The 22,613-nt window shown below is 59.0% G+C and carries 26 protein-coding genes, 1 tRNA gene and 1 pseudogene; 13 read left to right on the top strand and 15 right to left on the bottom strand.

What is annotated here, in order from left to right:
• The first annotated feature begins 1 nt into the window (after window position 1).
• From ihfA to JUI81_RS13470, 3 genes are all read left to right on the top strand, one after another.
• The gene (ihfA, locus tag JUI81_RS13480; protein WP_002553164.1) at window positions 2–304 is read left to right on the top strand and encodes an integration host factor subunit alpha; all 303 of its coding nucleotides are present in this window, start codon (window positions 2–4) and stop codon (window positions 302–304) included.
• Window positions 285–641 (top strand): MerR family transcriptional regulator, encoded by a 357-nt coding sequence (locus tag JUI81_RS13475; RefSeq protein WP_003179985.1) that lies wholly within the window; start codon window positions 285–287, stop codon window positions 639–641. Before ihfA ends, JUI81_RS13475 begins: the two co-directional genes overlap by 20 nt.
• An 89-nt stretch (window positions 642–730) precedes the next feature.
• A tRNA-Pro gene (locus JUI81_RS13470) sits at window positions 731–807 on the top strand.
• A 573-nt stretch (window positions 808–1,380) separates the two neighbouring features.
• On the opposite strand, the gene JUI81_RS13465 is transcribed toward JUI81_RS13470, so the two are convergent.
• A complete protein-coding gene (locus JUI81_RS13465) occupies window positions 1,381–1,743 on the bottom strand; it encodes a helix-turn-helix domain-containing protein (RefSeq protein WP_096480799.1) in 363 nt (120 codons plus the stop codon).
• A gap of 112 nt (window positions 1,744–1,855) precedes the next feature.
• Here JUI81_RS13465 and JUI81_RS13460 point away from each other — a divergent pair, with 112 nt between their 5' ends.
• Together JUI81_RS13460 and JUI81_RS13455 are read left to right on the top strand one after the other, a co-directional pair.
• Window positions 1,856–2,590, top strand: a complete 735-nt coding sequence (locus JUI81_RS13460) for an SDR family NAD(P)-dependent oxidoreductase (protein WP_096480798.1) — start codon at window positions 1,856–1,858, stop codon at window positions 2,588–2,590.
• A gap of 72 nt (window positions 2,591–2,662) precedes the next feature.
• Window positions 2,663–3,262, top strand: coding sequence for an NADPH-dependent F420 reductase (locus JUI81_RS13455; RefSeq protein ID WP_204124455.1), 600 nt, complete (start codon window positions 2,663–2,665; stop codon window positions 3,260–3,262).
• A gap of 167 nt (window positions 3,263–3,429) precedes the next feature.
• Here JUI81_RS13455 and JUI81_RS13450 read toward each other — a convergent pair whose 3' ends face one another.
• On the bottom strand, window positions 3,430–3,882 hold the full coding sequence (locus JUI81_RS13450; protein WP_096480796.1) for a helix-turn-helix domain-containing protein: 453 nt from the start codon (window positions 3,880–3,882) through the stop codon (window positions 3,430–3,432).
• A gap of 160 nt (window positions 3,883–4,042) precedes the next feature.
• Between JUI81_RS13450 and JUI81_RS13445 the strand changes: the two genes are divergently transcribed.
• From JUI81_RS13445 to JUI81_RS13425, 5 genes are all read left to right on the top strand, one after another.
• A complete protein-coding gene (locus tag JUI81_RS13445) occupies window positions 4,043–4,555 on the top strand; it encodes an NADPH-dependent F420 reductase (protein ID WP_230172884.1) in 513 nt (170 codons plus the stop codon).
• Between the two features lie 105 nt (window positions 4,556–4,660).
• Window positions 4,661–5,629, top strand: coding sequence for an SDR family oxidoreductase (locus JUI81_RS13440; protein WP_204124454.1), 969 nt, complete (start codon window positions 4,661–4,663; stop codon window positions 5,627–5,629).
• Between the two features lie 84 nt (window positions 5,630–5,713).
• Complete coding sequence (locus tag JUI81_RS13435) at window positions 5,714–6,655, top strand: SDR family oxidoreductase (RefSeq protein ID WP_096480794.1); 942 nt, start codon at window positions 5,714–5,716, stop codon at window positions 6,653–6,655.
• A 113-nt stretch (window positions 6,656–6,768) separates the two neighbouring features.
• Window positions 6,769–7,389, top strand: a complete 621-nt coding sequence (locus JUI81_RS13430) for an NADPH-dependent F420 reductase (protein ID WP_204124453.1) — start codon at window positions 6,769–6,771, stop codon at window positions 7,387–7,389.
• A gap of 587 nt (window positions 7,390–7,976) precedes the next feature.
• The gene (locus JUI81_RS13425) at window positions 7,977–8,384 is read left to right on the top strand and encodes a DUF3224 domain-containing protein (RefSeq protein ID WP_018930269.1); all 408 of its coding nucleotides are present in this window, start codon (window positions 7,977–7,979) and stop codon (window positions 8,382–8,384) included.
• A gap of 269 nt (window positions 8,385–8,653) precedes the next feature.
• On the opposite strand, the gene JUI81_RS13420 is transcribed toward JUI81_RS13425, so the two are convergent.
• Entirely contained in the window at window positions 8,654–9,280 is a 627-nt protein-coding gene (locus JUI81_RS13420; protein ID WP_204124452.1) for a LysE family translocator, read from the bottom strand.
• Window positions 9,281–9,392: 112 nt separating this feature from the next.
• Here JUI81_RS13420 and JUI81_RS13415 point away from each other — a divergent pair.
• Window positions 9,393–9,572, top strand: a pseudogene (locus JUI81_RS13415) (transposase domain-containing protein); the annotation flags it as partial.
• Window positions 9,573–9,696: 124 nt separating this feature from the next.
• Here the strand turns inward: JUI81_RS13415 and JUI81_RS13410 are convergent.
• Entirely contained in the window at window positions 9,697–10,086 is a 390-nt protein-coding gene (locus JUI81_RS13410) for a MerR family transcriptional regulator (protein WP_019582817.1), read from the bottom strand.
• 74 nt (window positions 10,087–10,160) lie between these two features.
• On the opposite strand from JUI81_RS13410, the gene JUI81_RS13405 reads away from it, so the two are divergent.
• Complete coding sequence (locus JUI81_RS13405) at window positions 10,161–11,240, top strand: SDR family oxidoreductase (protein ID WP_204124451.1); 1,080 nt, start codon at window positions 10,161–10,163, stop codon at window positions 11,238–11,240.
• Between the two features lie 259 nt (window positions 11,241–11,499).
• On the opposite strand, the gene JUI81_RS13400 is transcribed toward JUI81_RS13405, so the two are convergent.
• From JUI81_RS13400 to JUI81_RS13355, 10 genes are all read right to left on the bottom strand, one after another.
• Window positions 11,500–11,706 carry a hypothetical protein gene (locus JUI81_RS13400; RefSeq protein WP_018930267.1) on the bottom strand — a complete coding sequence of 69 codons (207 nt, stop codon included), beginning with the start codon at window positions 11,704–11,706 and terminating at the stop codon, window positions 11,500–11,502.
• Between the two features lie 99 nt (window positions 11,707–11,805).
• Complete coding sequence (locus JUI81_RS13395) at window positions 11,806–13,197, bottom strand: aldehyde dehydrogenase family protein (protein WP_204124450.1); 1,392 nt, start codon at window positions 13,195–13,197, stop codon at window positions 11,806–11,808.
• A gap of 23 nt (window positions 13,198–13,220) precedes the next feature.
• Window positions 13,221–14,045 carry a CoA ester lyase gene (locus JUI81_RS13390; RefSeq protein WP_204124449.1) on the bottom strand — a complete coding sequence of 275 codons (825 nt, stop codon included), beginning with the start codon at window positions 14,043–14,045 and terminating at the stop codon, window positions 13,221–13,223.
• Window positions 14,042–14,884 (bottom strand): MaoC family dehydratase N-terminal domain-containing protein, encoded by an 843-nt coding sequence (locus tag JUI81_RS13385; protein ID WP_204124448.1) that lies wholly within the window; start codon window positions 14,882–14,884, stop codon window positions 14,042–14,044. Before JUI81_RS13385 ends, JUI81_RS13390 begins: the two co-directional genes overlap by 4 nt.
• A 25-nt stretch (window positions 14,885–14,909) precedes the next feature.
• Window positions 14,910–15,866 carry an electron transfer flavoprotein subunit alpha/FixB family protein gene (locus JUI81_RS13380; protein WP_204124447.1) on the bottom strand — a complete coding sequence of 319 codons (957 nt, stop codon included), beginning with the start codon at window positions 15,864–15,866 and terminating at the stop codon, window positions 14,910–14,912.
• Window positions 15,867–16,616, bottom strand: coding sequence for an electron transfer flavoprotein subunit beta/FixA family protein (locus JUI81_RS13375; RefSeq protein WP_179056912.1), 750 nt, complete (start codon window positions 16,614–16,616; stop codon window positions 15,867–15,869).
• A 37-nt stretch (window positions 16,617–16,653) separates the two neighbouring features.
• Window positions 16,654–17,856 carry a CaiB/BaiF CoA-transferase family protein gene (locus tag JUI81_RS13370; RefSeq protein WP_179056913.1) on the bottom strand — a complete coding sequence of 401 codons (1,203 nt, stop codon included), beginning with the start codon at window positions 17,854–17,856 and terminating at the stop codon, window positions 16,654–16,656.
• Window positions 17,857–17,876: 20 nt separating this feature from the next.
• Window positions 17,877–19,040 carry an acyl-CoA dehydrogenase family protein gene (locus tag JUI81_RS13365; RefSeq protein ID WP_204124446.1) on the bottom strand — a complete coding sequence of 388 codons (1,164 nt, stop codon included), beginning with the start codon at window positions 19,038–19,040 and terminating at the stop codon, window positions 17,877–17,879.
• A gap of 66 nt (window positions 19,041–19,106) precedes the next feature.
• Window positions 19,107–19,703: a thiamine pyrophosphate-dependent enzyme gene (locus tag JUI81_RS13360; RefSeq protein ID WP_019581903.1), complete on the bottom strand. Its 597-nt coding sequence runs from the start codon at window positions 19,701–19,703 to the stop codon at window positions 19,107–19,109.
• Window positions 19,691–20,230 (bottom strand): thiamine pyrophosphate-binding protein, encoded by a 540-nt coding sequence (locus tag JUI81_RS13355; protein ID WP_018928360.1) that lies wholly within the window; start codon window positions 20,228–20,230, stop codon window positions 19,691–19,693. The genes JUI81_RS13360 and JUI81_RS13355 overlap by 13 nt, the downstream gene beginning before the upstream one ends.
• Before the next feature lie 344 nt (window positions 20,231–20,574).
• Between JUI81_RS13355 and JUI81_RS13350 the strand changes: the two genes are divergently transcribed.
• A complete protein-coding gene (locus tag JUI81_RS13350) occupies window positions 20,575–21,879 on the top strand; it encodes a dicarboxylate/amino acid:cation symporter (protein ID WP_019581904.1) in 1,305 nt (434 codons plus the stop codon).
• Window positions 21,880–21,950: 71 nt separating this feature from the next.
• Here the strand turns inward: JUI81_RS13350 and JUI81_RS13345 are convergent, their stop codons facing one another.
• Window positions 21,951–22,613, bottom strand: coding sequence for an RraA family protein (locus tag JUI81_RS13345; RefSeq protein ID WP_019581905.1), 663 nt, complete (start codon window positions 22,611–22,613; stop codon window positions 21,951–21,953).

Below are 22,613 nucleotides of genomic sequence, written 5' to 3'. Positions count from 1 at the left end.
TATGGGGGCTTTGACGAAAGCTGAGATGGCGGAACGTCTGTACGAAGAGCTGGGCCTGAACAAGCGGGAAGCCAAGGAATTGGTCGAACTGTTTTTCGAAGAAATCAGGCACGCGCTCGAAGACAACGAACAAGTCAAATTGTCCGGTTTCGGCAATTTCGACCTTCGGGACAAACGCCAGCGGCCTGGCCGCAATCCGAAAACGGGAGAAGAAATCCCGATCACGGCTCGCCGTGTGGTCACCTTTCGTCCAGGGCAGAAGTTGAAGGCCCGAGTTGAGGCTTATGCTGGAACCAAGTCATAACGACGAACTACCCGTCATCCCGGGCAAACGCTACTTCACCATTGGTGAAGTCAGCGAGCTGTGTGCGGTAAAACCACACGTGCTGCGCTACTGGGAGCAGGAGTTTCCTCAACTCAACCCCGTCAAACGCCGCGGAAACCGCCGGTATTATCAGCGCCAGGACGTGCTGATGATCCGGCAGATCCGCGCGCTTCTTTACGATCAGGGGTTCACCATCGGCGGCGCGCGCTTGCGTTTGTCCGGCGATGAAGCCAAAGACGACACCACCCAATACAAACAAATGATCCGTCAGATGATCGCCGAGCTGGAAGATGTTCTGGTGGTCCTCAAGAAATAAATTCCTGCTTTTAAATACTTCCAGTTTTCAAAAGCTTGCGATATATTCTTGAGCGTTCCTCGAGATGAGGGACAGAGTCAACGCCTAGTCGGGGCGTAGCGCAGTCCGGTAGCGCACTAGCATGGGGTGCTAGGGGTCGAGTGTTCGAATCACTCCGTCCCGACCATATAATTCAAAGGGTTGCGAGATTTTATCTCGCGACCCTTTTTTATTTTGGGTCGTTTTTACCCCTACAAAACGGTAGGCTCTCAACAGAATCATCACCGCATCTTGTCATGTGAGTTCACGTCGCCTCCGGCCCTTCTTCGCGCTGCCTTTGGCACAAACGGGTGTCGTTTCGCTCGGTGGAGCACATCGAAGTGCAAGGTGCAAAGCTCACCAATGTGGCCAGCCCCTCTAACTGCATCTCTGGACGAATGGTCAAGTTTTCGAGTAGAACCTTGATGCCACTCCGGCCACGCTTTCAATAGTCTGAATCCCCGAATCATAACGCTTTCACGCGGTTGATCGGCAACGAAACGGCGTTCTTGCTGATGGCCCCGACCGTTTCGGAGACGTTGCGTCGAGTCCGCGATGGCCACCCCATCGTCACTGACCCGAATTCGGCATTGCTCAAAGGTGCGCTGGGTTTTATAGCCCTTGCGCTCGTTGTTGGCGTGGTAGCTCAGGTGTTCGTTCTGCGAAAAGACGGCGCGCGCCTGCGCAAAATCGTCCCACTCAACGGTTCGTCAGCATGCCGCTAGGCCAAAGCATCGCGTTTGGCGAAGATGCTTGCCATTTGCGCCGCGTTCTCGGTTCCCCAGGTGCACAGCGGGATGATCGCATCAGCCAGACTACGACCGATCGGGGTCAGCGTGTAGTCCACGCGCGGGGGCACTTCCTTGTAGTCGGTCCGTGCAAGCACTTGGTCGGCTTCCAGATCCTTCAACTGCTGGATCAGCACCTTGTCGCTGACGCCAGGGATCAAACGCTTGAGCTCGCCATAGCGTTTCGGACCGTCGCGCAGGAAAAACAGGACCAGCGGTTTCCACTTGCCCGAGATGATGCGCAGCGTGGCGTTGAGCCCGCAGCCGGTATCGCAGATTTCAGATGTCGTCGTCATTTTTTGATACTTACCAAAAGGTGCATACTTGTCCTTAGGTTATCAGCGCTGCATCCTCGTCTCAAGCAAGCAATTTCCTGCTTGGGTACAACTCCAACGAAGGATGCACGTCATGACCAGACTGAATGGAAAGACCGCCGTGATCACCGGCGGCGCTACCGGTATCGGCCTCGCCGCAGCGAAGCGCTTCATCGAGGAAGGCGCCTTCGTCTTCATCTTCGGCCGTCGCCAGGAAGCGCTCGACGCCGCCATGGCCGACCTCGGGCCTAATGCCCGCGCGGTGAAGGGCTCGGTCTCCGATCTGGCCGACCTCGATCGACTCTACGCGGCGGTGAAGGCCGAGCGCGGAACCCTCGATATCGTCTTCGCCAATGCCGGGACGGGAAGCCCGCTTGCGCTCGGCAAGATTACCGCCGAGCACATTGACGAAACCTTCGAGACCAACGTGAAGGGCTTGATCTTCACGGTCCAGAAGGCGCTGCCGCTGATGGGGCAGGGCGGTTCGATCATCCTGACCGGATCGAGCGCCGGCACCACGGGCGCCCCGGCATTCAGCGTCTACAGCGCAAGTAAGGCAGCAGTGCGCAACCTCGCGCGGACTTGGGCGGAGGACCTGAAGGGCACCGGTATCCGGGTCAACGTGTTGTCGCCCGGGCCAACGGCGACCGAACTCGCGAAGGCAGCGCTAGGCGAGGAAGGCATGAAGGTCTTCGCCTCGATGAATCCGCTCCAGCGCATGGCCGATCCGGCGGAGATTGGAGCGGCAGCCGCGTTTCTCGCGTCGCAGGACAGCAGCTTCATGACCGCCAGTGAGGTCGCCGTCGACGGCGGTCTGGCGCAAATCTGATTCGCTACGCCCGAGCGGTTACTCCATTGCATCTTCGGAGCCGCACGGCGTGGCAAACCAAAGGAGATTTTTATGAGCTACGCAATTATCGGCTTCGGCAAACTCGGCCAAGCGCTTGCCAAGGCGTTTGCCCGCAAAGGCATCGAAGTATCCGTTGCAACCACGCGCGATCCGGAAAGTTTTGCAGCCGATGCGGCCGCGATCGGCCCCGGGATTATTCCAAAAACACTGGCGGAAGCCATCGAGGCGGACATTGTCTTTTTGGCTGTCCGTTACGAGTCGCACCGGGAAGTCGCGAAGGCGCTGCAGAACTGGAAGGGCAAGACCGTCATCGATGTGACCAATGCCTACGGCGTGCCCCCTGAGGAGCTGGGAGGACAGCCTTCCTCCAAGGTCGTCGCGCAGGCCTTCACGGGTGCAAGACTGGTCAAGGGCTTCAACCATCTGGTCGCTGCCGTTCTAGACCAGGACCCGGCCGTACAGGGTGGCAGGAGAGTCGTGTTCCTGGCGAGCGACGATGACGGCGCCGCAGCGGAGATTGGTGCGCTCGCGGAAAATCTCGGTTTCTCGCCGATCAAACTTGGCGGGCTTTCGGAAGGTGGACTGCTTGTGCAGGCGCGCGGGAATAGCTGGGGTCCGTTGATCTTTAAGGACTTGGTCAAGTTCGATTGATGGATCGTGATCGTCAACTTTGATGCGATCTCCCTCGTGGAAAAGGGCTGCCATAGTCTGATTGAAGTGAGGGCGGCGCCGGCTTCAGGTCCTTGCTGACAGACCCGCAACTTATACGATTGGATAAGTGCCAATTGCGCCGTGACAGGGCGCGTTTGCCGCCTTGTTCATCCCCCGCTCTCAGGAAAGATGCACCCGCCATTGCGGACCAGCGCCTTCACTTCCTCGCTCACTTGCATCGGGTTTTGACTTAATCGAGCAACAAACTCCTCACGGCGCCGCACGTACGACTTCGAATCATGCTTCGCGCTCCAGAGCACAATGTTGATCACAATTGGAATGAGGTCCAGGCCCTTCTCGGTCAACGTGTAAAAGTCCTTGCGTCTGTCGTCGGGGCTGGGCGCCTTCGAGAGAACGCCTTGCTCCTCCAGAAAGGCAAGTCGGGAAGCAAGAACATTGGTCGCGATTCCCTCTTCCGATTTCAGGAAATCGCCATATGTCTTCTTTCCTACAAAAACGATATCGCGAATGATCAAGAGCGACCACCGGTCGCCGAAAATCTCCACGCCGTAGTTCACCGCGCAATGGGACCGAAAGTCTTCTTTAAGAGCTGTTTTCATGGCTGGATCTTAGCATCACTTGCATGTCGCAAGTAAAACTCAATAGATCACTTGCATTTTGCAAGTTAAAAGACCAGCATGGGTCCTACGTTGAGTGAGTTCGCCGGATCGCACCAGCAGCCTTGGAATGATCTACCCCATACCTGCAAGGAAACCGCGCATGAGCACTATCAGCATCATCGGCTCAGGTGACGTGGCCGTAGCGATCGGCGGCCTTGCCGCCAAAGCCGGACCCACCGTCGAGGTGATGAGTCGTGACGCCGCCAAGGTGCGGGCGCTGGCCGAGCAGATCGGAGCAGGTGCCACGACAGGCACTTACGGCGCCGCCCTGGCTGGGGATGTTGTCATCCTGGCGGTTCCGTACTCCGCCGTTCTCGATGTGGTGAAGCAATACGGGGAGGCACTGGCCGGCAAGCTTCTTGTCGACATCACCAACCCCGCCCCTACCGACGCGGAAGTTGCCAAGGTGTTAACACCCACTTCTCCCACGCCCTGGCCGACGGTCCGACCGAGGGCCACCCGCTGGACGTGTTCATCGCCGGGGACGGCGAGCAGGCGAAGGTACGCGTCTCGGCGTTCATCAAAAACCTCGGACTGCGTCCGATGGACACTGGGCCGCTGCTTATGGCTCGAACGCTGGAGCTCGACTGCCTGCTGTCGCTGGGCCCCATGACCCACTCGGTCAAAAGCACCCATTTCGCGATCGGCGTCAGCCTTCCCGACTTAGCGCACGCACACCAGCGTGTCTCGTATCACTCTGCTCAGAAAGGCCAATAACATGCTCGTTTTCGTCACTGGCGGCACCGGCCACGTCGGTTCGTACGTCATCCCCGACCTCATCGCAGCCGGCCACGAGGTCGTCGCTCTGGCAAGGTCAGACGCATCCGCGTCAGTGGCGTCCGCGCTCGGCGCCAAGGTGCGTCGTGGAGATCTTGCCGACCTCGAAGGGCTCAAGGCGGCGGCGGTCGAGTCCGACGGCGTCATCCACCTCGGATACAGGCCCGAACTGCTTCCGTCCGGCGGGATCGCGGCCTTAGTCGAATCGGAACTCGCGATCGTCCTCGCGTTCGGTGAGGCGCTGGCGGGCACGGATAAGCCACTGGTCGTTGCAGGCAGTATCGGCACGCCCATGAACGTGGGCAGGGCGGCGCCTATCGGCGCACCGGTTAGTCTGGGTCGCCCGGCGACCGAGGATGATCCCGCTATAACTGGCGGCCCGATCAATTCAGGCACTCTGTTGGCACGCAATATCGTGGAAACCGCTGTCGTGGGCCTGGCGGAGCGAGGCGTTAGATCGTCGGTCGTGCGGATTCCCACTCTCTTACACAGTGCGACCGGTCGCCTGCAGCTGATCATGCTCGCGAAAACAAAGGGTTTCGCCGGCTATCCGGGAGACGGCAAGAACCGGTGGCCCGCCGTACACGTCCGCGATCTTGCCTCTCTGTTCCGCCTGGCGCTCGAGAAGGGGGCCGCAGGTAAAACCTGGCACGCGATCGGCGACGAGGGAATCCCGTTCCGCGAGATCGCCGAGGCTATAGCCGCTCGGCTGGGAATACCCGCCGTGAGCATCCCCGCGGACGAACTGATGCTGCCGGGCTACTTTGGGTTCCTGGCGGCAGTGGTCACGCTAGACCTCCCCGCGTCGAATGCCATAACCCGCCAGGCTCTTGGCTGGGACCCCGTTCAGCCCGGTCTGATCGAGGACCTCGACAACGGCCATTACTTTCCGCCGACTGACTTGAGCTGACGGCGGGGCGCTGGATCGTTAATGCGCCCAGCACAGTCCCCTAGCGCCTTTTTCCGCACCCCATCACCCACGAGGAACACGCATATGCATGTTTTTGTTACCGGCGGCACCGGCCATTCCGGTCCGTACATCATCTCCGATCTTATCGCCGCCGGCCATGAGGTCACTGCTCTGGCTCGGTCCGACAAGGCCGCGGCGGAGGCTGCTGCGCTCGGCGCCAAGGTACGTCGCGGCAATCTTGAGGATCTCGACGGGCTAAAGGAAGCGGCCGCAGCGTCGGACGGCGTCATTCATCTCGCGCATCGGCAGGACCTGATCCCAACCGGCGGGATCAACGCCGTTGCGGCCGCGGAGCTTGAGATCATGCTCGCCTATGGCGAAGCATTGGCCGGAAGCGCAAAGCCGTTGGTCGTGTCTGGAAGCGTCGGCTCGCCCGGGTGGGAGGGCTTGGGCCGGCCGGCCACCGAGGAGGATCCGCCCCTTCCCGGCGGCGATCCGTACAAGAATACCCTGCGGGTTCGGAACATCGTGGAAACCACGGTGATCGGTCTCGCCGAAAAGGGCATACGGTCTTCAATCGTGCGGATCCCTGAGATCATGCACAGCTCCACCGATAACGCCGGCTTCCTTCCGCTGTTGATCGGGCTGGCCAGGGAAAAGGGTGTCGTCGGCTACCCCGGAGAAGGTGCCAACCGTTGGGGGGCCGTGCATGCCCGTGACCTCGCCACCGTGTTTCGCCTGGCGCTGGAAAAAGGCGCGGCGGGCAGAAGCTGGCATGCAATCGCCGACGTGGCTGTTCCGTACCGCCAGATCGCCGAAGCTATTGCCAGCCGGTTGAATCTGCCGGCCGTGTCTATCCCCGCGGACGTGCTGATGCTGCCCGGATACTTCGGGTTCCTTGCGAATCTGGTCACGCTGGACACCCCGACATCGAACACTATCACGCGCCGGGTTCTTGGCTGGGAACCGACTCAGCCCGGACTCTTCGCCGATCTTGATAGCGGTCATTACTTTCCGGCCGACTGATGAGGTGACGGCACGCCGCCGGGTCGCACTGCTCCCGGCGGGTGGCCAAGCCGTGACAGCGTAACCCGTCCAGAAACGATGAAAAACTACCCGATTTCAAACGGAGACTGCACATGAGCACTATCAGCATAATCGGTTCGGGAGGCATGGCTGCGGCTGTTGGCGGCCGTATCGCCAAGGCCGGACACACCGTCGAGGTTGTCAGTCGCGATCCCGCCAAGGCGCAGACGCTTGTCGACAAGATCGCATCCGGAGCGATCACAGGGACTTACGGCGCCACTCCGGCGGGCGAGATCGTCATTCTCGCCGTACCGTACACCAAGGCGGTGGCTGTACTGGCCGACTTTGGGAACGCGCTCGACGGTAAGGTGATCATCGATATCACCAACCCGGTTGCTCCCGATCTTTCGGGCCTCGTTACCCCCCACGGCAGTTCCGGTGCGCAGGAGATCGCCAAGGGCGCCCCGGCCAGCGCGCATGTCGTCAAGGCGTTCAATACCCTCTTCGGCCATGTACTTGCGAAGGATGAACGCCTCGATGCGTTCATTGCGGCGGACGATGCGGACGCCAAGGCGCGCGTCTCGACCTTCCTTGAGAGTCTCGGGCTGCGTCCGTTGGATGTCGGCGGCCTGCAGATGGCCCAGACACTCGAGTGGCTCGGTCTGATGATGATCGGCCTGGCTAAAAACGGCGCCGGCACCTGGGACATCGCCATGAGTGTCGATATCGGCTGAATCACCGACACCACGTCCTCACCAGCAGGCCAACAACGTGTTCGGTTGGATCGGACACGATCCTGGGTAAAGGAAATGGAGAGATTTCGATGAGCACACAAGAGAATGTCCAGGCTGTGAAGAATTTTTTTGCAGCCATGGACCGCGGCGATAAGCCAGGTCTGCCGAAGATATCGAGTGGATCATTCCGGGCGAGGGGTGGCCGCTGGCCGGCACGCACCTATACACACAGTCACCCATGCCGCCACCGTCATTAATGCGTTAACTCGATCACTGATGGGCAGTGATGCGAATCAAGTTACCTATGAGCCCCAAAGCGCACAAGCCGGCGGATTCTGGCGCAGGCGTAGGCAACGACGCAAGGCGTTGTAGCCTCGATGAAGTAACACCGGGTGTACTTAAACACGCAGCTAAATATCTAGGGTAAGGCGAGCGGATATACAGAGCTACGGCCTGCCTACGCACCAGGCTAGTGATTGTCAGCAACTGCTGCCGCATAGGTGGCAACGGGTATAATTAGGCAGAACGGTGTTCCCGGCACATCAGACCAGCACATTCCCTTACTACGACGAAAGAGCTAAATCCCCATGAAAATGACTGTTAGCTGCACGTTTCAGATAACTGGCTGGGACGAGAAGCCGTCTCAAGAACTTGAGGGCACTCCGAAACTCTCACACGCCAAAGTCACGCAGTCCTATTCTGGCGCCATCGAGGGAACAAGTAGCGTCGAATACCTCATGTCTTATAGCGTTGACGGCACAGCTAGCTTTGTTGGTTTTGAACGGATTTGTGGTGTGGTAGCAGGTAAGAGCGGAACATTTGTTGTTCGGCATTCGGGATCATTTTCGGAGGGAAAGGCGCGCAGCACTTGGAGTGTCGTGAAGGGGGCAGGCACGGGGGATCTAGTAAATCTTAGCGGTAATGGTAACTACGTTGCTGGTCATGGTGAGCCGGCACAAGTGTCATTTGAATACTCGTTTGAACCTGACAGCTAAAGTGTATTGGCTGGATGCATCCCCGTTTCTGGCAAAGCTTATCCGAGGCTTTTGACGTGAACGAGGTTTGAAGGGCTAAGGGTTGTATGGATTCACGGTCGCAGTAACGGCGATTGCCTGGAGATGACGAACACCATTCGATTGAAATGAGGTCGTCTAGGCGTGTCTACCGGACGCTTACGAAAGATCAGCCTTAAAGTCGTCAGCGTCATAATCACAGAAACCCAGCGAGGCTGGAATTCCAGCCCCGCAGCGCCAAGACATTGATCCTATTTTTGGCTGAGCGTCGCTATCGATACTCCCGAAGCGACGAAGGTGAGTCCTGCCCCTACGTTCAGGCCATTTACCAGCCGTGGGCTCTGACGCAAAAATCGGGACAGTACAGTGGCAAATACGCCCATAAGTGCGAATCCCACTGCCGTAAGTGCGGCGAACCATATGCCGTACACCAGCATCTGCACGCTCACTGAGCCGCGTTGTGGGTCGACGAACTGCGGGATGAACGCAAGGACGAAAAACCCAGGCTTCGGATTGAGTGCTGCGGAGAGTAATCCCGTGAGGAAAATGCTCGGCAGTGATTGCCGAGTCGCCGGCTGGAAGCTAATCAGGCTACGAGAGCGTAGGACTTTTATGCCAAGCCAAAGCAAATAACCGGCGCCGATAAGCTTGACGACCCAGAAGGCAACGGCGGACGTCTGCATCAGCAAAGTCAGTCCTAGCGAAGCGGTTGCCACATGAAAGAGAATTCCCGCCCCAGATGCCATCCCCGACACGATAGCGGCGATCTTGCCCTGGCTGAGTCCTCGGCCTACGGCCAGCAGATTGTCCGGGCCTGGTGCGAGCACCAATAGCAAGCACGCGGCAGTATAGGCAAGCCAGATATTGATCGGAAACACGGCATTCTCCTTAAGCCTCACCGAGGCATCCATCCTCACGTAGCGCCAGAATGTGCACGTACCAGGCTGCAAAGTCAAAGCCACTTCATTTGAGAATATGTGTTTGAAGAGCCTATTCGCGGGCTTGTTACGCAGCGGCAAACGTGCGGCTGCGATTATGAGTTTGAACCCGTCGGCACGGCTTAACGGCCATGATCCGTATGCGTATTCAAAGGGCGTGCTCACGCGACTGCCGATGCAGCGGGCGAGTGAGATTACCGAGTTGCTGCCGCATGGATGGGCGCCCATTTAACCTCGCAAGGTCTGTTGGGCGGACGCTTACTGTCCAGGGCCTGGCCAGAAGGTTTTAGAAAATGCGTAAGGGGGGCTTGAAACTGGAAGCAGGCTGCAGCTTCCGTCTTCTAGATGCTGACAGTTCAGTTGGAAGAGTTGTTCAGCTGCTGAAGCTCAAGTTGCTTGGCAGCACTGGCTTCGAGGTTTGCACGCTCTTCATCCAGATACCGATAAATGCTTTGGAGGTTGGCGATTTTCTGTTTGATTTCTGCCATCTTCTTTTCAATGAGCTTAGCGCCGTCAGCACAATCGATCAGCTTGTTCCGCTGCGCATCCAGAATCTCGCCTATTTCCCCCAGGGAAAACCCCATGCTTTGCGCGCGCTGGATAAAGTCCAGATCCTGCAGAGTTTGCGCTGTGTAAACGCGATAGTTGTTAGTTTGCCGCAGCGATGAGATCAGGCCGATTTGCTCGTAGTAACGCAGCGTATGGCGGCTGGCGCCACTGCGGGCTTCGAGTTCGCCGATTTTCATGAAAACACCGCTTGACTGTAGAGTTGGGTCGATAGTTTACGCTTGATTTCTCACCTTAAACAAGGAACAGGGAAATGAGCGTGGAGTGCTTTGTCACGGGGGGTACCGGCTTCGTCGGTCAACATTTGGTGGCGTACCTGAGTGCAAAAGGTCACACCATTCGGGTGTTGATGCGTCGCCCGGAGCGACTAGCTGCACTGCGCGAGCAAGTCGACAATTTGGGAGGGAACGCAACCCGGGTATTTGCCGTAGCTGGCGATCTGGAACGGGACAACCTCGGGCTGAGTCTTGCTGACCGAGAAGTGCTAAGGCACGCCAGAGTCGTATTCCACCTGGGCGCCCACTTCGCTTGGGGGCTTTCAGTGGAGCATTCTCGTGCGGTGAATGTGGAAGGGGCAAAGCGCGTGGCGCTGTTGGCGGCTGAGCAAAAAAGCCGGTTAGTGATGATCGGCGGCTACATGCTGAAGAATCATGAACATCTGCAACGCATCGGAATTGATCCTCGTTATCCGGAGCTGACGAATTGGCCTGCCGTCTACCGGCATGTCGGTGGTTACGAGGGGAGCAAGCTGGAGGCGCATTTTGCGACCCTGGAGGTCATGTCCGCCAAGGGCGGGGAGATTACCGTTGTCCACCCCGCGACAGTTTGTGGCCACAGCCGCACAGGGCATATCCTTGACGGTCAGCCGCTGGTGGAGCTGATACGCAACCTTGTGCAGGGAAAGCTGACTGCAGTGCCCGGTACCGCCGAGCACTGGCTGCCACTGGTCACCGTGGATTACCTGGTTGAGCTGGTGGCGGTTTGTGCTTTTGATCCTGCCATGGTGGGCCAGGAATTGCTGGCGCTTGATGACCAAACTCCCAACTTGCGAGAACTCCTGGTACAGGTGGCACAACCTTTGGGCTTAAAGTCTCCCAAGCATTACATTTCACTCCGATTGCTGAAGTTGCTACTGATTATTCCTCCCGTCGCGCGGTTTTTGAATACAAAACCCGAAGCCTTGGACTTTATCCAGACCACTCGTTTTGATACAGCGGCGGTCGAGCAATTTGCCAACAGGCATGGAATAGCCAAACCGGATATACGTCAGTCATTGCAGCACACTGCCACGTTCGTCAACTCAAATTGCATAGCCAAGGGCAAGGCCCGCTAGCAATGGCGGCAGAGCACGCGGAAGTTGCTAAACGATTGCTCATCCCATGTGACGGTGAAGTAATGAATATCCAAACCGTAAGGAGCGAGAGTAGGTACCTGGAAAATGGCCAGCTCTGCTGAGATAGTTGGCATTCGGGTTTAAAAAGGCTTCGATAGATGACTTTGATAGCGCTATGAGGACGGGGAAAGCATCCAAAAATTTTTCACCTGGGTTATTCGCCCAGCCTTCACCTCAACCGCCGATTGACTCATACATCTTAATGGAGAGTCGAAATCCTTCGACTCTCTCCAATCCTGATCCGATCAAGCGCCCGGTTTAGTGCATCCAAGGCATCCAGGAGGGCTTTCGCCTCAGCTTCCCGGCCATCACCCCAAAGGCGTTCTGCCATTTTGTTCAGGGCCTGGATGGAGCGCTCAATTTCAGCAGCAGTCGCCGCTTTGCTTTCCGGTTGTTTCTTCAACATGAGTACCCTTCGGCAGGGAGGACGCGAATTAATTAAAAAGGGTCGCGAGATTTTACCTCGCGACCCTTTTTATTTGTCTCAGTTTTACTATTGATGCAATCAGCGCCGATCCAACCAAACCGTCTGCGCGTTACAAAACTCCCGCACCCCGAAATGCGACAGCTCCCGGCCAAAACCGCTTTTCTTCACACCACCAAACGTGACACGCGGGTCCGTCGCGCAATAGCCATTGATGAACACACCACCAGTTTCCAGTTCACCAGCCATCTGCTCTGCCAGCTGAGCATTACCCGTGTAGATAGTTGAGGCCAGTCCGAATTCGCTGTCATTGGCCAGCTCCAGCGCATGGGCGGCGTCGCGTGCGGTGATGATCGAGGCTACCGGGCCGAACAGTTCCTGTTTGAATGAGGTCATCCGGTCGGTGACGTCAGCGAAGACGGTGGGCTCGTAAAAGTTGCCGGGGCCTTCAGCTTTCTTGCCGCCCATCAGCAATGTCGCGCCTTCTTCCAGGGTGTTGCGAACCTGACGATCCAGTTCATCGCGCAGGTCGAAGCGGGCCATGGGGCCAATATAGGTGTCTGGGGCCAGTGGATCGCCGACGATCAGTTGGCGGGTGGCTTCGACGAACTTGTGGGTGAATGCCTGGGCAATGCCTTGCTCAACGATCAGGCGCTTGGCGGCTGCGCAGACTTGTCCGGTGTTCTGATAGCGGCCAATGACGGCGGCTTTGACTGCCTCGTCGAGGTCGGCATCGTTGAGCACAATGAACGGATCGGAGCCGCCCAGTTCCAGCACACACTTTTTCAAGGCTGCACCGGCCTGTGCGCCGATGGCAATACCGGCCCGGACGCTGCCGGTGAGCGTCACTGCGGCGATGCGTGGGTCGGCGATGGCCGTGGAGACGCCGTCCGGCGTGACGTTGATGACCTCGAAAACACCTTCGGGAAACTCAGCGTGTTTGAAGGCATCGCGTAACAGCCAGGCGCAGCCCATCACGTTGGGGGCATGTTTGAGGACGTAGGTGTTGCCGGCGATCAGCGCTGGAACGGCGCCGCGCAGGACCTGCCAGATCGGGAAATTCCACGGCATCACGGCGAGAATCGGCCCGAGCGGGCGGTATTCAATGCGTGCCTTGCCGCCCTCGACCATTGTCGGTTCGGCACTCAGCATGGCAGGGCCGTGTTCGGCGTACCACTGGCAAAGCTGCGCGCACTTTTCGATTTCACCGCGTGCCTGAGTGATGGGCTTGCCCATTTCCTGGGTGATCATGTTCGCCATCGTGGCGGCGTTGTCGCGCAATACCTGAGCCAGGGTGATCAACAACTGCGAGCGTTGATCAACGGGTTTGCTGCGCCAGACGCGGAAGCCGGCAGCGGCACGCGACAGTGCGGCGTCCAGGGTCGATGGGGATTCGAAAGGGTAGTGGCCGATCTGCTCGCCAGTGGCGGGGTTGATCGAAATGGCATGGGTGAGACTGGAAATTGGGGTCATGACACCGTCCTGCAGGGTGAGAATCAAAATGGCTGGTTCGCGCGCGCCAGAATGGCTTGGGCACGACCAATGACCGGTGCATCGACCATTTGCCCATCCATCACGAACACGCCTTCCCCGGAGCTGGCGGCATCGATGATGCGTCGCGCCCAGTGCAATTCTTCAGTGGTGGGTTGTAATGCCTGATGGATGATCGCCACTTGGCTCGGATGGATGCACAGTGCGCCGCCAAAGCCCATGTCGCGGGCAAATTCAACGGCGGCGTGCAGGCCGGTGGTGTCCTCGATCGAGGGGAAAACACCGTCCAGCGCAGGCGCCAGTCCGGCAACCCGGGTCCAGAGCAACACGGCATAACGGGCGTGGCTGAGCACTTCATCGGCGGCGCGGCTGCCGGTGGTCAGGTTCAGGTCCAGGCCCAGATCGAGACTGCCGAACGACAGCCTCTCAATACCTTGGGCGATGGCAATCGAGCCCAGTGCAGCCAAGCCTTTGGCGCTTTCGATGATCGGCCAGACCGGTTTGCCGGTGCTGCCTGCGGTGTGCACTTGCGCACAGGTTTCAGCCTTGGGCAGCAGAATGGCGGTCACACCGGCATGGCGTCGGCAAAGATCCAGGTCTGCAGCGTGTGCCCAGTGATCCGGGGCATTCACGCGAACCAGAATCCGGGCGTCCGGGTGGTCACTCAAGAAGCGCTGCAGGTTATCCCTGGCCTGTTCCTTGAGGTTTTCCTGTACGGCATCTTCCAGGTCGACGATGACCCGGTCCGCGCCGGTGGCGATGGCTTTGGGGATGCGCTCTGGACGCGTGGCCGGGACAAACAGGGCGGTGCGAACGATCGATGGATTCATGGGGTTTCTCCCTCGCTGAACTCGACTTCACCGATTTGTGCGGTGCCGTCCTGATTGCCCGCCCAAACCTGCGCCTTGCCGCTGTCGATCAGACGCCCGCCCACTTCGAAGGGTTGTGGTGAAATCAGCGGCCTGACACCTCGGAACGTGAAGCGCTTCAAGCGCGCGGTCGGGTGCGCTCTGGTGAAGGCACGCAAGTTGAGGGTGGCGATCAATGGACCATGCACTACCAACCCCGGATAGCCTTCGGTCTCTGTGACGTAGGGCCAGTCATAGTGAATCCGGTGGCCATTGAAGGTGACCGCGGAATAGCGGAACAGCAGGGTCGGCGAGGGGGCGACCGGGTCTCGCCATTGGCCTTCAGGGAGCGCTTCGGTGCCGCTCAGTTTGGGCGGTGTCGGTTCCCGGTAGACGATGTCTTGATCATCTTGCAGGGCGCGTTGGCCGTCCTGGAAATACTCATGGCGTACCGTGACGAACAGCAACGACCCGGTGCGACCGTGCTTCTCTTCGACGTTGAGAATGGTCGATACGCAGGTCACATCCGCCTCTACCTTCAAGGGCTGGTAGAACTCGATTCGGCTACCGGCCCACATGCGATTGCGGTTGTGGGCTGGTGGCAGGAAGCCGCCGAGCGCGGGATGGCCGTCCGGGCCCAGTTCGCTGGCGGCAACCGGCTCCTGAAAAAACGCCCAGTGCCACAGCGGCGGCAGCGCTTCGCCAGGCAGTGGCGCCACTTCGCTCAAGGTGGCGGCAATGCGTTTGACCAGGTTGAAGCTGATCCGGTCCTGGCTTTCCTGATGACGTCCGATCCACGCTGAAAAATCGATATTGCTCATACATGTCGCTCCTGTCGGTCGGTGATCAGGCCAGGGCGGCCATTTCTGGAATCGCTTCGAACAAATCCGCCACCAGGCCGTAATCGGCCACCTGGAAGATCGGCGCTTCTTCGTCCTTGTTGATCGCCACGATCACTTTGGAGTCTTTCATGCCGGCCAGGTGCTGGATCGCGCCGGAGATACCGACGGCGATGTACAGCTGTGGCGCAACGATCTTGCCGGTCTGACCGACTTGCATGTCGTTGGGGACGAAACCTGCGTCGACCGCGGCGCGCGAAGCACCGACGCCAGCGCCGAGCTTGTCGGCCAGGGCGTACAGGTGTTTGAAGTTGTCGCCGTTCTGCATGCCGCGCCCGCCGGAAACGACGATCCTGGCAGCGGTCAGTTCCGGACGATCGGACTTGGCCAGTTCTTCACTGACGAAGCTGGATTTCCCCTCGTCGAAAACGGTGGCGACCGCTTCGATGATCGCCGAACCACCTTCAGCGGCCACCGGGTCGAAACCGGTAGCCCGCACGGTGATCACTTTGACCGCCGCGTTGGACTGTACGGTGGCGATGGCGTTACCGGCGTAGATCGGGCGTTTGAAGGTGTCGGCGCTTTCGACCGAGATGATCTCGGAGATCTGGTCAACGTCCAGCTGAGCGGCTACGCGTGGCAGGATGTTTTTGCCGTTGGAAGTGGCCGAGGCCAGCACATGGCTGTAAATCGTGCGTTGCTCGATCACCAGACCTGCCACTAACGGGGCAACGTTTTCCGGCAGTTGATGCGCGTAGGCGGCGTTGTCGGCCACCAACACTTTCGCCACACCGGCAATTTTCGCCGCGGCTTCAGCCACGGCACCAACACCCGCGCCGGCCACCAGAACGTGGATGTCGCCACCGATTTTCGCGGCGGCAGCCACGGTGTTCAGCGTGGCCGGGGCCAGCACGTTGTTGTCCTGCTGGTCATTTGAATAGTCAGCAATTACCAGGATCGTCATTCAGATCACCTTCGCTTCGTTCTTCAATTTCTCCACCAGCTCAGCCACCGACTTGACCTTGATACCCGCGCTGCGTGCAGCTGGCGCTTCGACTTTCAGGGTCGAGTGGGTGGAGGCGGTGGAAACGCCCAAAGCGTCCGGAGTCAGCGTCTCGAGAGGCTTCTTCTTGGCTTTCATGATGTTTGGCAGAGACGCGTAGCGCGGCTCGTTCAAACGCAGGTCGGTGGTGACGATGGCCGGCAGTTTCAGGGAAACGGTCTGCGCGCCGCCGTCGATTTCACGGGTCACAGCAACGCTGTCGCCGCTGACTTCGACTTTCGACGCGAACGTGCCCTGACCGTAGCCGCTCAATGCCGCGAGCATCTGGCCAGTCTGGTTGTTGTCGCTGTCGATCGCTTGTTTGCCGAGGATCACCAGCTGAGGCTGTTCCTTGTCGACAACAGCCTTGAGCAGCTTGGCCACGGCCAGGGAAGTCAGGTCTTCAGCGGATTCGACGAGGATGGCGCGGTCGGCGCCCAGAGCCAGCGCGGTGCGCAGTTGCTCTTGAGCGGTGGACGGGCCGATGGAAACAACGACGATTTCAGTCGCAATACCGCTCTCTTTCAGACGTACCGCTTCTTCCACGGCGATTTCGCAGAACGGGTTCATCGACATCTTGACGTTAGCGAGGTCGACGCCGGAATGGTCCGCTTTCACACGAACCTTCACGTTGTAATCGACCACGCGTTTCACAGCTACGAGGATCTTCATTGGGCAGTGTTCTCTCGAAAAACGTTGATCGTTGCAGTCAGATAGCCCCGGCGGCGCGCATTTCTTCAATGCGCTCCGCTCCCAGCCCCAGTTCCCTGAGCAACTGTTCGGTGTGTTGACCAAGGCCCGGTACGGCATCCATGCGTGGCTCGAATGCGCTGTTGCTGCCGGGCGGGATCAGGCTTGGGACAGGGCCGGCAGAGGTTTCAACGGCTCGCCAACGGTCACGGGCCTGAAGTTGCGGGTGGTCCCAGACACCTTGCATGTCATTCACCCGAGCGTTGGCGATTTGCGCATGGTCGAGGCGATCGATCACCGCATCGAAGTTGAGCGTGGAGAACGATTCGATGATCAGTTCCCGTAGGGCGTTGCGGTTCTCGACGCGTTTGAAGTTGGCCGAGAAACGCGGGTCTTTTGCCAGTTCGGGGGCAAGCAGGACCTTCTCGCAAAACAGCTGCCATTCACGCTCGTTCTGCAAACCCAGCATCACGGTGGTGCCGTCACCGATAGGGAAGGGGCCATAGGGGTAAATGGTGGCGTGCGCTGCACCGGCGCGAGGGGGCGGAGGCGCGCCGTCGTAGGCGTAGTACATCGGGTAGTTCATCCATTCGACCAGGCTTTCGAGCATCGACACATCGAGGTGGCTGCCTTCGCCGGTTCGTTCGCGCAGCAGTAGGGCAGACAGAATTCCGGTGTAGGCGTACATGCCGGCCGCGATGTCGGCGATGGAGCAACCGGCCTTGGCCATTTCGTCCTCGCCCGGGCTGCCGGTGACCGACAGAAAGCCGCCTTCACTCTGGATCAACAGGTCGTAGGCTTTCTTCTTCTCGTAGGGACCACCGACGCCATAGCCTGAAATGTCACAGACAATCAGGCGTGGAAAGCGCTGGTGCAACACCTCAAATGACAATCCCATCCGCGCAGCGGCACCGGGCGCCAGGTTCTGTACGAGCACGTCGGCAGTGGCCAGCAAACTGTCCAGCACCTCGGTGGCCGAGTCCTGTTTCAGGTCGAGGGTCAGGCTTTCTTTCGAACGGTTGGTCCAGACGAAGTGCGAAGCCAGGCCGTTGACGCGTTGGTCGTAGCCCCGGGCGAAATCACCTGTGCCTGGACGTTCGACCTTGATTACCCGGGCGCCGAGGTCGGCCAATTGGCGTGTGCAGAAGGGCGCTGCAATAGCGTGCTCAAGGCTGACGACGGTCACGCCATCGAGCGGGCGGAGGCCTTTGGGCTGGCTCATGATGTTTATCTCTCTTGTTATTAGAAAGAGCGCGGCAGTTCGAGCAGGTGTTCGGCAACGTACGACAGGATCAGGTTGGTGGAGATGGGCGCTACCTGATACAGACGGGTTTCGCGGAACTTGCGCTCGACGTCGTATTCGCAGGCAAAGCCAAATCCGCCGTGGGTTTGCAGGCAAGCATTCGCGGCCTCCCAGGACGCCTTGGCCGCCAGGTACTTGGCCATGTTGGCGCTGGCCCCGGCGTTGAGGCCGCTGTCGTATTCCTCGCAGGCACGCCAGCGCATCAGGTCGGCCGCTTCGATCTCGATGTGGGCTTCGGCGATCGGGAACTGCACGCCCTGGTTCTGCCCGATCGGGCGCCCGAACACCACGCGGTCGCGGGCATAGGCACTGGCCTTTTCGATAAACCAGCGACCGTCACCGATGCACTCGGCGGCGATCAGGGTGCGTTCGGCATTCAGTCCGTCGAGGATGTACCGGAAGCCTTTGCCTTCTTCGCCAATCAGGCTGTCAGCGGGGATTTCCAGGTTGTCGAAGAACAACTCGTTGGTCTCGTGGTTGACCATGTTGGCGATGGGCTGCACGGTCATGCCATTGCCGATGGCCTCACGCAGGTCGACGAGGAAGATCGACATGCCTTCGGACTTTTTCTTCACGTCGGCCAAGGGTGTGGTGCGCGCCAGCAGGATCATCAGGTCGGAATGCTGGATCCGCGAGATCCACACCTTCTGCCCGTTGATCACGTACTTGTCGCCTTTGCGTACGGCGGTGGTCTTGATCTTGGTGGTGTCGGTGCCGGTGGTGGGCTCGGTCACGCCCATCGATTGCAGGCGCAATTCACCGTTGGCCAGCTTCGGCAGGTAGTAACTTTTCTGCGCCTCGCTGCCGTGACGCAGCAGGGTGAACATGTTGTACATCTGCCCGTGCACGGTCCCGGAATTGCCGCCGCAGCGGTTCACTTCTTCGAGGATCACCGAGGCCTCGGCAAGCCCCAGGCCGGAGCCGCCGTATTCAACCGGGATCATCGCCGCCAACCAACCAGCATCGGTCAGGGCCTTGACGAAGGTTTCCGGAAAGCCTTTTTCTTCGTCGATTTTGCGCCAGTAAGCGGCATCGAATTCTGCGCAAAGAGCGCGTACGCCCTCGCGGATGGCATTGAGTTCTTCAGCGTTGCGATCAGTCATTATTATTCTCCTCAACGTGCCACGCCTGGAATCAGCCCGGCGTGACTCGGTCCGGGTAGGGCGCAATCAGATCGGGTTGAAACCCAGCGCAGCACGAAAGCGATTCTTGATGTAGTGACCATCACGCGGTGGCAGCACCCGTGGCGGGTTTTCCGCTTTGATCTTGATCGTTGCGAGCTTGACGCCATCGCGGGTGGCGAAGCGCTCGCGCAGGTCGTGCACGCCTTGCATGTCGCGGATTTCGTCGGTCCAGCTGAAGCCGCAGGTCTTCGCCACCTGGTCCAGGGAAATACCGAAACCGGCGTGGCTGACTTGCATGCCGGTTTCGCCAAAGTGACCGTTATCCAGCACGGCGATGGTCAGGTTGGCGGGTTTTTGCAGCGCGACGGTGGCCAGTGCGCCGAAGCCCATGAGCAACTCGCCGTCGCCGGTGACCACCACCACCGACTTGTCCGGCTGGGCATTCGCCAGGCCCAGGCCGACCGTGATGGCGCTGCCCATGGCAGCCCAGAGGTAATAATTCAGGTCGTGGTCACCGGCGGCCATGACGTCATAGGACGCCGAGCCCAGGCCGGTCACGACCAGCACGTCTTTACGGTCGGCCAGCAAGGCCTTGACCACTTCGCGGCGGCACAGGGTGTGGTTGGCGCTTACTTGACCCATTTCTTTTCTCCAATCAGGCGCTGGCCGAGCAGCAGGGCAGTGGACGAATCACCGTTGAAGGCCATGGTCGCGGCACCGTGCAGCAGCGGGGCGACGTCTTCGGGAACGTCCGCGCGCCAGGTCATGACTTTCATCAGGTTCAGGGAGGCTTCGGTGGCCTGGCCCATCGGGTTCTGCCACGCGTTGAATTCGGCCCAGTCACCGCGCATGGTCACCACCATCAACAGTGGGAAACCGGCGCAGACTTGGAGCGCGAGGGTATTGATGCAGTTACCGACACCGCTGGACTGCATCAACAGGGCACCGCGTTCACCGCCCAGCCAGGCGCCGGCGAGGTAGCCGATACCTTCTTCTTCGGTGGTGAGGACGACGGCCTTGATGTCCGGGTCGGCATACGACATGCGGATGGCCGCCGAGTGGCCTGCATCCGGTACGAAGACCACATGTTTGACGTCGTGGGCCTTGAGCACGCGGAACACGTCCTCCTGCCAATCCTGTCCCACGGTTTGTTCAGCTTCTGTTGACATGCCAGTCTCCCAAGCAGTGCTGCTTTTGTGTTTTCACACATTCTGGGAGTGCTGATTGCTGCCGACGACTACCGTTTTTGTCTTTGAGATATGCCTGTTTTGTATAGCTTGGAGGTGAGTGCGTGGCGCAGCAGGGAACGGCGATAACCGCACATTATGGGAAGGGCAAAACCGAGCAGCAGCCTTGCGCAAAGCTGCCGAGCCTGGGCGCCGGGCCATAGCATTCGGGCATATCAGCTAGAGCGTGATCCGCTCTTATTGAGGAGGTGGGGCTAGGGTAGTTTTCCGGCTACGGGGTTACAGCGCGTAACCGACGCAACAACAATAAGAAGGGGTTACACCTAATGAAAAACAGGCTACCGGCTGCGGCAGGCATTCTGATCGCCATGCTATTGGGGGTTCTTATCGGTTACATGATTTTCCTGAACTTCCCGGACAAAGCGATGGCGACCAGGATCGCCGGTTATATCTCGATCATCTCTGACATTTTTCTACGCCTGATCAAAATGCTCATCGCTCCTCTGGTGTTCTCGACCCTGGTGGTGGGCATCGCTCATATGGGGGATGCAAGCGCTATCGGCCGGGTATTCGGCAAGGCACTGGGCTGGTTCGTGACAGCCTCATTGATCTCGCTGTCGGTGGGGTTGGTCATGGCGAACATGTTGCAGCCCGGGCACAACCTGGGGTTGCCGCTGCCAGACGTGACCAGTACGACCAACTTGCAAACGTCGGTATTTACCCTCAAGGATTTCATGACCCATCTGGTGCCCAAATCCTTCGCGGAGGCCATGGCCACCAACGAAATTCTGCAAATCGTGGTGTTCTCGATATTTTTCGGCGTCGCGTTGGCCTCCTTGGGCAAGAAAGCCGCCGGCCTGGTGAATGTCATCGAAGACCTGTCCCACGCAATGTTGAAGGTCACCGGTTATGTGATGAAGCTTGCACCACTGGCGGTGATGGCGGCCATGGCAGCGACCGTTGCAATCAATGGCCTGTCCATTCTGGTCAAGTTCGCCGTGTTCATGCGCGACTTCTATCTCGGGCTGATCGTGCTCTGGGGCATGTTGGTGTTTGCCGGCTGGATGTTCCTCGGACGGCGTGTGTTCAAACTGGTGGTGTTGATCAGAGAAGCGTTCCTTCTGTCTTTTGCCACTGCCAGTTCCGAGTCGGCTTACCCGAAGATTCTTCACGCGCTGGATCGTTTTGGAGTCAAACGCAGAATCTCCAGTTTCGTCATGCCCATGGGCTATTCCTTCAATCTGGATGGCTCGATGATGTACTGCACCTTTGCCGTGCTGTTCATCGCTCAGGCGTATGGCATCGAGATGTCTATCGGTACGCAGATCACCATGCTGTTGACGCTGATGCTGACCTCCAAAGGCATGGCCGGCGTGCCGCGTGCTTCGCTGGTGGTCATTGCAGCGACCCTGACTCAGTTCGATATCCCCGAAGCCGGTCTGCTGCTGATTCTAGGGATCGATACCTTTCTGGACATGGGCCGCTCGGCGACCAACGCGGTGGGCAATTCCATCGCAACCGCGGTGGTGGCCAAATGGGAGGGCGAGTTGGTGAGTGAGGACGAGGCCGAACGTCATGCAGCTGCGCTGGATATTCAGGGTGATACAGGAGAAAAACCGCTGACGGTCTGACCTGTTATCGGTGCATCTTCAAGATCAAAGGGTGAGCATTCACAGAGGTGGGTGCTCGCCCTTTGTCATGATCAGGACTTGCGTTGCAGGGTGTGATAACCCAGCTCTGACCTGGCTTCCCTGAGGGATTTGCCTTCAGCGATCAGGGCGCGGATACGGGCTTCCACCGCTTCGATCGAGCGGGCGCAGGCGGCCACTTCACGGGCACGTTCCCAAGGCACGATGACCACACCGTTGGCATCGGCGACCACAATGTCTCTGGCGCACACGCGGGCCTGGCCGATGGACACCGGCTGATTGACCGATGCTACTTCGACCCGATCTTTCCCGGTACGCATGAACCGGCCTTTGCTGAACAGTGGATAGCCGTCACCGAGTGCCTTGCTGACATCTCGGCAGACACCGTCGATAACGGTCGCTGCAATCCGTTGGTTCCCTGCATATTGGGTCATGATGTCGCCCCAGACGGTGCAATCGGTGCGCCCGTCGTTGTCGATCACCACCACGTCGCCTTCGGCCACATCGTCGATGAAATCTCCGACCGTTCCCGGTGGGCAACTGGCGCTGACGTAGCGCACGGTGAAGGCTGGCCCGACCACCACTTGCCGATAGTTATCCAGTGGCATGATGCCCAGGCACTGGCCAGGCAGGCCCAGCTTATCCAGGGCATCGGACACACCCGGCGTATCCAGGCCTTCAAACAGGGCAACCAATTCTTTGTCTTGGGGGGACAT

Source organism: Pseudomonas sp. 008, from assembly GCF_016861935.1.
In the GTDB taxonomy this organism is placed as follows: domain Bacteria; phylum Pseudomonadota; class Gammaproteobacteria; order Pseudomonadales; family Pseudomonadaceae; genus Aquipseudomonas.
The sequence above is the reverse complement of the archived record's forward strand: the minus strand, read 5'-3'. Positions and strand labels throughout refer to the sequence as shown.

Excerpts from the sequence above, each read along its gene's own strand:
- ihfA (WP_002553164.1), top strand. The coding sequence starts at position 2 with ATGGGGGCTTTGACGAAAGCTGAGATGGCGGAACGTCTGTACGAAGAG.
- JUI81_RS13475 (WP_003179985.1), top strand. The coding sequence starts at position 285 with ATGCTGGAACCAAGTCATAACGACGAACTACCCGTCATCCCGGGCAAA.
- JUI81_RS13465 (WP_096480799.1), bottom strand. The coding sequence starts at position 1,743 with ATGACGACGACATCTGAAATCTGCGATACCGGCTGCGGGCTCAACGCC.
- JUI81_RS13460 (WP_096480798.1), top strand. The coding sequence starts at position 1,856 with ATGACCAGACTGAATGGAAAGACCGCCGTGATCACCGGCGGCGCTACC.
- JUI81_RS13455 (WP_204124455.1), top strand. The coding sequence starts at position 2,663 with ATGAGCTACGCAATTATCGGCTTCGGCAAACTCGGCCAAGCGCTTGCC.
- JUI81_RS13450 (WP_096480796.1), bottom strand. The coding sequence starts at position 3,882 with ATGAAAACAGCTCTTAAAGAAGACTTTCGGTCCCATTGCGCGGTGAAC.
- JUI81_RS13445 (WP_230172884.1), top strand. The coding sequence starts at position 4,043 with ATGAGCACTATCAGCATCATCGGCTCAGGTGACGTGGCCGTAGCGATC.
- JUI81_RS13440 (WP_204124454.1), top strand. The coding sequence starts at position 4,661 with ATGCTCGTTTTCGTCACTGGCGGCACCGGCCACGTCGGTTCGTACGTC.
- JUI81_RS13435 (WP_096480794.1), top strand. The coding sequence starts at position 5,714 with ATGCATGTTTTTGTTACCGGCGGCACCGGCCATTCCGGTCCGTACATC.
- JUI81_RS13430 (WP_204124453.1), top strand. The coding sequence starts at position 6,769 with ATGAGCACTATCAGCATAATCGGTTCGGGAGGCATGGCTGCGGCTGTT.
- JUI81_RS13425 (WP_018930269.1), top strand. The coding sequence starts at position 7,977 with ATGAAAATGACTGTTAGCTGCACGTTTCAGATAACTGGCTGGGACGAG.
- JUI81_RS13410 (WP_019582817.1), bottom strand. The coding sequence starts at position 10,086 with ATGAAAATCGGCGAACTCGAAGCCCGCAGTGGCGCCAGCCGCCATACG.
- JUI81_RS13405 (WP_204124451.1), top strand. The coding sequence starts at position 10,161 with ATGAGCGTGGAGTGCTTTGTCACGGGGGGTACCGGCTTCGTCGGTCAA.
- JUI81_RS13400 (WP_018930267.1), bottom strand. The coding sequence starts at position 11,706 with ATGTTGAAGAAACAACCGGAAAGCAAAGCGGCGACTGCTGCTGAAATT.
- JUI81_RS13395 (WP_204124450.1), bottom strand. The coding sequence starts at position 13,197 with ATGACCCCAATTTCCAGTCTCACCCATGCCATTTCGATCAACCCCGCC.
- JUI81_RS13390 (WP_204124449.1), bottom strand. The coding sequence starts at position 14,045 with ATGAATCCATCGATCGTTCGCACCGCCCTGTTTGTCCCGGCCACGCGT.
- JUI81_RS13385 (WP_204124448.1), bottom strand. The coding sequence starts at position 14,884 with ATGAGCAATATCGATTTTTCAGCGTGGATCGGACGTCATCAGGAAAGC.
- JUI81_RS13380 (WP_204124447.1), bottom strand. The coding sequence starts at position 15,866 with ATGACGATCCTGGTAATTGCTGACTATTCAAATGACCAGCAGGACAAC.
- JUI81_RS13375 (WP_179056912.1), bottom strand. The coding sequence starts at position 16,616 with ATGAAGATCCTCGTAGCTGTGAAACGCGTGGTCGATTACAACGTGAAG.
- JUI81_RS13370 (WP_179056913.1), bottom strand. The coding sequence starts at position 17,856 with ATGAGCCAGCCCAAAGGCCTCCGCCCGCTCGATGGCGTGACCGTCGTC.
- JUI81_RS13365 (WP_204124446.1), bottom strand. The coding sequence starts at position 19,040 with ATGACTGATCGCAACGCTGAAGAACTCAATGCCATCCGCGAGGGCGTA.
- JUI81_RS13360 (WP_019581903.1), bottom strand. The coding sequence starts at position 19,703 with ATGGGTCAAGTAAGCGCCAACCACACCCTGTGCCGCCGCGAAGTGGTC.
- JUI81_RS13355 (WP_018928360.1), bottom strand. The coding sequence starts at position 20,230 with ATGTCAACAGAAGCTGAACAAACCGTGGGACAGGATTGGCAGGAGGAC.
- JUI81_RS13350 (WP_019581904.1), top strand. The coding sequence starts at position 20,575 with ATGAAAAACAGGCTACCGGCTGCGGCAGGCATTCTGATCGCCATGCTA.
- JUI81_RS13345 (WP_019581905.1), bottom strand. The coding sequence starts at position 22,613 with ATGTCCCCCCAAGACAAAGAATTGGTTGCCCTGTTTGAAGGCCTGGAT.